Annotated in this window: 7 protein-coding genes and 1 pseudogene; 6 read left to right on the forward strand and 2 right to left on the reverse strand. The window is 71.5% G+C overall.

From position 1 onward, the window contains the following. From BZL64_RS42220 to BZL64_RS27060, 6 genes and pseudogenes are all read left to right on the forward strand, one after another. Positions 1–147 (forward strand): annotated as a pseudogene (locus BZL64_RS42220) (ATP-binding protein); the annotation flags it as partial. After that, positions 144–545, forward strand: a complete 402-nt coding sequence (locus BZL64_RS27040) for a roadblock/LC7 domain-containing protein (RefSeq protein ID WP_073497663.1) — start codon at positions 144–146, stop codon at positions 543–545. The pseudogene BZL64_RS42220 and the gene BZL64_RS27040, both read left to right, overlap by 4 nt. Then, positions 542–919 carry a DUF742 domain-containing protein gene (locus BZL64_RS27045; protein WP_086771796.1) on the forward strand — a complete coding sequence of 126 codons (378 nt, stop codon included), beginning with the start codon at positions 542–544 and terminating at the stop codon, positions 917–919. Before BZL64_RS27040 ends, BZL64_RS27045 begins: the two co-directional genes overlap by 4 nt. Continuing rightward, complete coding sequence (locus tag BZL64_RS27050) at positions 894–1,487, forward strand: GTP-binding protein (RefSeq protein WP_107430352.1); 594 nt, start codon at positions 894–896, stop codon at positions 1,485–1,487. Before BZL64_RS27045 ends, BZL64_RS27050 begins: the two co-directional genes overlap by 26 nt. An 8-nt stretch (positions 1,488–1,495) precedes the next feature. Further along, a complete protein-coding gene (locus tag BZL64_RS27055; RefSeq protein WP_086771797.1) occupies positions 1,496–2,833 on the forward strand; it encodes a cytochrome P450 in 1,338 nt (445 codons plus the stop codon). Positions 2,834–3,055: 222 nt separating this feature from the next. Then, entirely contained in the window at positions 3,056–4,204 is a 1,149-nt protein-coding gene (locus BZL64_RS27060) for a tryptophan dimethylallyltransferase family protein (RefSeq protein ID WP_244205508.1), read from the forward strand. A 133-nt stretch (positions 4,205–4,337) separates the two neighbouring features. Here the strand turns inward: BZL64_RS27060 and BZL64_RS27065 are convergent, their stop codons facing one another. After that, positions 4,338–5,624: a flavin-containing monooxygenase gene (locus BZL64_RS27065; protein WP_086771798.1), complete on the reverse strand. Its 1,287-nt coding sequence runs from the start codon at positions 5,622–5,624 to the stop codon at positions 4,338–4,340. A 125-nt stretch (positions 5,625–5,749) separates the two neighbouring features. After that, positions 5,750–6,403, reverse strand: a complete 654-nt coding sequence (locus BZL64_RS27070) for a GntR family transcriptional regulator (protein WP_086771801.1) — start codon at positions 6,401–6,403, stop codon at positions 5,750–5,752. Between the last annotated feature and the right edge of the window lie 36 nt (positions 6,404–6,439).

A 6,439-nucleotide genomic window follows, 5' to 3' on the forward strand; every position in this document is an offset into this window, starting at 1 on the left:
CCCGAGCGGGAGGGAGCGGAGACCGCGGCGATCATGGGCGCCTTCCAGCGAGGCACCCAGTCGGGCCGGCGGGCCACCCCTGCGGACCCCGCGGAACAGTCCAGCAGCACACGTGGCGCAAGCAGCGAAGGGCATGAGTTCTCGTGAACGACGATCTGTCATGGATGCTTGACAGCGCCCTGGAGATTCCCGGGGCCCTGCACGCCGTCCTGATATCCGCCGACGGCCTGCTGATGGCCCGCACGCAGGACATCGGGAAGGACGATGCGGACCGCGTGGCCGCCGCCATGAGCGGGGTCCAGTCGCTCAGCCGCTCCCTGGCCTTCTTCTGCGAGGACGCCCAGCAGCGGTGGCGGCAGACGCTGGTCGAGTTCGACGGCGGCTGGGTCTTCCTCATCTCCGCCGGCGAGGGCGCCTACCTCGGCGTCTCCGCCTCGCCCGACGTCGACATGGCGGACATCACCTTCCGGATGCAGCAGCTCGTCGGCCAGCTCGGCAAGGCCCTGACGACACCGCCGCGCGAGAACCTCGGCGTGCGGTCATGACCGGATTCGATGAACTGGAGCCCCAGACTCCGGAGTTAGTCCGCCCGTACGTCATCACCAAGGGGCGCGGACTGCCCGACGAGGAGCAGCTCTCCCTCATCACGCTGGTGACGGCCGTCGCCGACCACCAGCAGCGGCCGACCCGGCTGTCCCCGGAGGAACAGAGCCTGCTGGAGCTGTGCTCGGCCGGCTACCTGTCGGTCGCCGAGATCGCGGGGCACACCCAACTGCCCCTCGGCGTGGTGAAGATCCTCCTCGCCGCCCTGACCGAGGGCGGCTACCTCATCACCCGCCCGCCGGTGCAGCGGGCGCCTCTCGCCGACCGGGAGATCCTGGAGGAGGTGCTGAATGGTCTCAGGGCCAAGTTTGGATGAACAGGCGTACGTCCGTGACGGCGCGTCGCAGACGGCCGTGAAGATCCTCGTCGTCGGCCACTTCGCGGTGGGCAAGACCACGTTCATCGGGGCGATCTCCGAGATCCCCCCGCTGTCCACCGAGGAGACGATGACGCGGGCCGCGGAGGCCGTCGACGACCTCAAGGGAGTCCAGGGCAAGACCACCACCACGGTCGCCATGGACTTCGGACGCCTGACCATCAGCGACCGGGTCGTGCTGTACCTGTTCGGGACGCCCGGCCAGCAGCGGTTCGTGCAGATGTGGGAGGACATGGCCCGCGGCGCGCTCGGCGCCCTGGTCCTCGTCGACCCCGAACGGCTCGCGGACTCGTTCGCCGTGATCGACCTGATCGAGCAGTACGGGCTCGACTACGCCATCGCCGTCAACCACTTCGACGGCTCCCCCCTGCGGGACGAGACCGCCCTGCGTGACGCGCTGGACCTGCTCGACGACACCCCCGTCGTCACCTGCGACGCGCGCGACGAGCAGTCGTCGGCGGAAGCGCTCATCACTCTCGTCCGTCACTTGCAGGACCGTGCCCACTAGGAGCAGAAATGGACCAACCCACCGCTCCCGTGCCCCCGCCCGGGTGCCCGGCGCACAACAGCGGCGCCCGAGTGCCGCTCCACGGCCCCGAGTTCGCGGCTGACCCGCAGGCCTACTACAGCTATCTGCGCCACTACGGGCCGACCGCCCCGGTCGAGCTGGCGCCCGGCGTCGAGGCCACCCTCGTCACCGACTACGCCACGTCCCTGCAACTCCTTCAGGACTCCGGCTCGTTCCGCAAGGACGCGCGACGGTGGCGGCACTTCAACGAGGGCAAGATCGCCCCCGACAGCCCCGTCGCACCCGTCCTGACCTACCGGCCCAACTGCATGTTCAGCGACGGCGCCGAACACCTCAGACTGCGCCAGGCCGTCACCGACAGCATGGCCCGCATCGACACCCGCAAGCTGAGCCACACCACCGAGCAGGTCTCCAACTACCTCATCACCCAGTTCGGTTCGCGCGGATCGGCCGACCTGCTCGGCGACTACGCCAAGCAGCTGCCGCTGTTCGTGTTCAACGAACTCTTCGGCTGCACCCCGGACATCGGTGACCGCGTCGTCTACGGCATCACCGGCATGTTCGACGGCATCAACCCCGCCCGCGCGATGGAGGTCCTGTTCGGCGCCGTCGGCGAACTCGTCGCCCTCAAGCGCGTCAAGCCCGGCGAGGACGTCACCTCCTGGCTGATGGAGCATCAGGCGAAGCTCACCGACGAGGAGATGGTCCACCAGCTGGCCCTCCTTCTGGTCGGCGGCAACGAACCGCTGCGCAACCTGATCGGCAACACCCTGCACCGCCTGCTCACCCACGACGCGTACGCCAACCAGGGCGGTCTGATCGACGAGGCGATCGACGACACGCTGTGGGAGAACCCGCCCATGCAGAACCTCGCCCCGCACTACCCGGCCTCCGACATGGAGTTCGCCGGGCAGAAGCTCCAGGCCGGCGACCTGGTCCTGGTCAGTTTCGCCGCCGCCAACACCGGCCCGGCGCTGTCGGCCGCCCGCCAGGCCGGCAGCAACCGTGCCCACCTGGCCTGGAGCGCCGGCCCGCACGCCTGCCCGTCGAAGGACCCGGCCCGGCAGATCACCGTGACGGCCCTGGAGAACCTCCTCAACAAGCTTCCCGACGTCGAACTCGCCGTCCCCGAGGAGAGCCTGACCTGGCGCCCCGGCCCCTTCAACCGGGGGCTCATCGCGTTGCCCGCCCGGTTCACCGCGGTGACCGAGCGCAAGCCCGCACCCGAGGCGCGCGCGGCAGCCGCCCGCCCGGAGCAGCCCCAGCCGGGCACCCGCGCCGAACGCGGAGTGTGGAGCCAGTTCCTCAACTGGCTCACGAGGTGATTCACACAACACCCGCCAACTCTTCACTCTTGTATGACGGTTCAACCTCAGGGGTAGTGAGCCATGCGGTAACCCGCATATCCCACCAACCCGAGGAGTTGCCGTGGATCACATATCCACCGCCACCGCTTTGCCTCAACACCCGGCAGCGTTGAGCCTGGAGATACCCGCCCTTCCCGGCGGGTATCTCCATGTCGGCGCCGGCCCGCGGCGGGAGGGCCGGTGACCGCCGTCCGGCCCGGCGCGCCGAGACCGTCCGCCCCGGACACGCTCGGCGGCCACACGACCCGCCAACTGCGCGACCTGTGCGAGATCGTGGGACTCACCGGACACGACGGCGAGGTCTACGCGCGTACCCTCACCGACATGCTGGGCGCCGCCGCCGACCGGCCGCTCGACCTGCCGCCCCTGAACCCGACGTTCCTCTCCGACGACCACACTCCGGTGGAGTTCTCCCTCTCCTTCGTGCCCGGTGCGGCGCCCACCCTGCGGGTGCTGCTGGAGCCGGGCTGCGCGGCCGGCGGCCTGGCGCAGAACGGCCGCCTCGGACTGCGGGCCGTCCGCGAGGCGGCGGCCCGTTGGGGCGTTGCCACCGATCGGCTCGACGAGCTGGAGGACCTGTTCCTCCCGCCCGCGCCCGAGGGCCCCCTCGCCCTGTGGTGCGCGCTGGAACTGCGTCCCGGCGGCGTCCCCAAGGTCAAGGTCTACCTCAACCCCGCGGCCAACGGACCGAAACGTGCCGCCGCCACCGTGCGTGAGGCGCTGCGGCGACTCGGCCACCGCGACGCGTTCGCCGCACTGCCGCCGAACGACCGCCACCTGTTCTTCGCCCTGGACCTGGGCGACTGGGCGGAACCCCGGGTGAAGGTCTACCTCGCCCACCAGGACCTGTCGGCCGTCGAGGCCGGCGCCCTGTCCCGCACGGACGGCGGCGCCCTCGCCGCGGAGACCGAGGAGTTCTTCCGCATCGCCGCCGGCCAGGACGGTGAGGACGGCGGCATCGCCGGGCTGGCACCGGTGGTGCGGCGGCCCGTGCAGTCCTGCCACGCCTTCACCGAGACCGCGTCCGGCCTGCCCAGCGGCTTCACCCTCTACGTCCCCGTCCGCGACTACGCGCGGCACGACGGTGACGCCCTCGCCCGAGCCACCGCCCTGCTCGGCCGCTACGGGCAGGACCCCGCCCCCCTGCTGGGGGCCGTGTCCGCGGTCACCGACCGCAGCCCGCAGGACGGGGTGGGACTCGTCGCCTACCTGGCGCTCGCCCACCAGCAGGGGCAGCCGCCGAGGGTGACGGCGTACCTCTCCTCGGAGGCCTACGAGGTGCGCCCGCCCGCCGGCCTGCCGTCCGCCGAGCCGGCGACCGTGCCGTAAGGGGCGCTACGGGGGATGCCGCGAGGGGGAGGCCGACCGGGGAGCCGGGGCTGCGGTACGGCGAAGGGGCCGGCCGACGGGGGAGCCCCCACCTGCCGACCCCGACGGTCCCACGTCACCTACTGACGTCCCGTCACACCTCTTGCAGCTCCTGCAGATACGGCGCCACGTTGACCTGGATCGAGGCGCCCTCCGCCTGCCCGTACTGGCCCGCGATGCCGCTGAGGTACGTGGCGACCTCCTTGCGCATGACCTCCGGCTCGGGAAGTGCCGCCTCGCCCGCGACGATCCGCGCGATCCAGCGGGACTGCGCCTCCACGAGCCGGGTGATGGAACCGTGCGGGCGGACCAGGCCCACGAAGTACAGCCCGGCGTGGTCCGGCGCGACGACCCGCTTGTACAGCTCGACCGAGCCCCGCTCCCCGACCGGGCAGCCGGACGGCAGGAACGGGAACGCCATGCGGTAGCCGGTGCAGTGCACGATCGCGTCGGCCCGCGCCGACGACCCGTCGGTGAACACCACCCGGTCGCCGTCGAGGGAGGCGATCGCCGGCTTGGGGACGACCCCGCCGTGCCGGATGCGGGTGAGGATCTCGTCCGAGATGGTCACGGCCGAGGCGAACACCGGGTGGTCCGGCTCGGGCAGCCCGTAGTCCGAGAGCCTGCCGCGGGCCACGAGCAGGGCCTGCTCGATGAAGCGGCGCTGCTCCGCCAGTGACATGCTCGTCCACCACGGCGCCTCGGCGACCTCGTCGAGCGGGATGCCGAACAATTGCTTGGGCAGGATGTGCAGGCCCCGGCGCACCGAGAGCAGGGTGGTCGCGGCATACCGGGAGAGGTCCGCCGCGATGTCCACCGCCGAGGCGCCGAGCCCGACGACGACCACGTGCCGGCCGGCGTAGTCGCTTCCGTCGCGGTAGTCCAGGGCGTGCAGAATCGTTCCGGTGAACGTGTCCGAACCCGGCGGCAGGGTGGGCAGGGACGGCTCGGTGTTGTGTCCCGAGGCGACGACGACATGCGAGAAGCTCCGCACACCCCGCGTGCCACGCGCGTCCACGGCGACGACCGTCCAGGAACCGTCGGCCTCCTGCGCCACCGACTCGACGGACGTCTCCAGCTCGATGTGGTCCAGTACGCCGGCCCACTCCGCGAACGAACGCAGATAGGAGGCGACCTGGCTGTGCCGCGGGTAGACCGGGTAGGAGACGGGCATCGGATAGTCGGCGTAACCGGTCAGCCCCTTGGTCGTGTTGAGGTGCAGCGACAGATAGCCCGGTCCCCGCTCCCCGGCCTCGGGCCGACGCCAGATGCCGCCCACGTCACCCGACTTCTCCAGACACACGAAGTCGACCCCCGCCGCTTTGAGGGCCCGTGCCGCGGCCAGCCCCGACAGGCCCGCACCGATCACACACACACTCACGGATTCCCCCACAGGAAAGACACGACCTCTACGGACACCCGCAGTGCCTGCCCATCGGGTACTCCCGCCAACCAGCGACAAAGATCACACAGGTCAGCCCGGTGACGGCGCACCGGCCGGTCCGGCTACCCGTCGGCGGACGCCCACAGCCCGCGTACGTGTCCGAGGTGGCGGGTCATCACCGCGCGCACGGCCCGCTCGTCGCGGGCCAGCAGGGCGTCGAGGAGTTCCAGGTGCTCCTCGGCGGACGCCAGCAGCCGGCCGGAGGCGGACAGGGCGGTGAGCCCGTACAGGCGGGCACGGCCGCGCAGGTCGCGTACCACCTCGACCAGGTGGGAGTTGCCGGCCAGGGCCAGCAGGCCCAGATGGAAGCGGGTGTCGGCCTCGACGTAGGCGATCAGGTCACCCGCCACGGCGGCGGTGACGATCTCCCGGGCGGCCGGACGCAGCGCCTCCAGCGACACGGGGTCGGCGGTCGTCGCCAGCGCCACCACCGTGGGGATCTCGATGAGCGCGCGGACATGCGTGTACTCGTCGAGCTGCCGGTCGGAGACGTCGGTGACGCGGAACCCCTTGTTGGGCACCGCGTCGACCAGCCCCTCCTTCGCGAGGTCCAGCATCGCCTCGCGCACCGGGGTCGACGAGACGCCGAAGCGGACGGCCAGCGTGGGCGCCGAGTACACCTGGCCGGGCCGCAGTTCACCCGCGATCAGCGCGGCCCGCAGCGCGTCCGCGACCCGCTCGCGATAGCTGCTGCGCCGCCCGCCCAGCACGGGCAGCGCGGGCGTGGCGGGGGAGGGGCTGCTGCTGGGCGG

Origin of the sequence: Streptomyces bobili (genome assembly GCF_002154575.1) — a bacterium.
In the GTDB taxonomy this organism is placed as follows: domain Bacteria; phylum Actinomycetota; class Actinomycetes; order Streptomycetales; family Streptomycetaceae; genus Streptomyces; species Streptomyces bobili.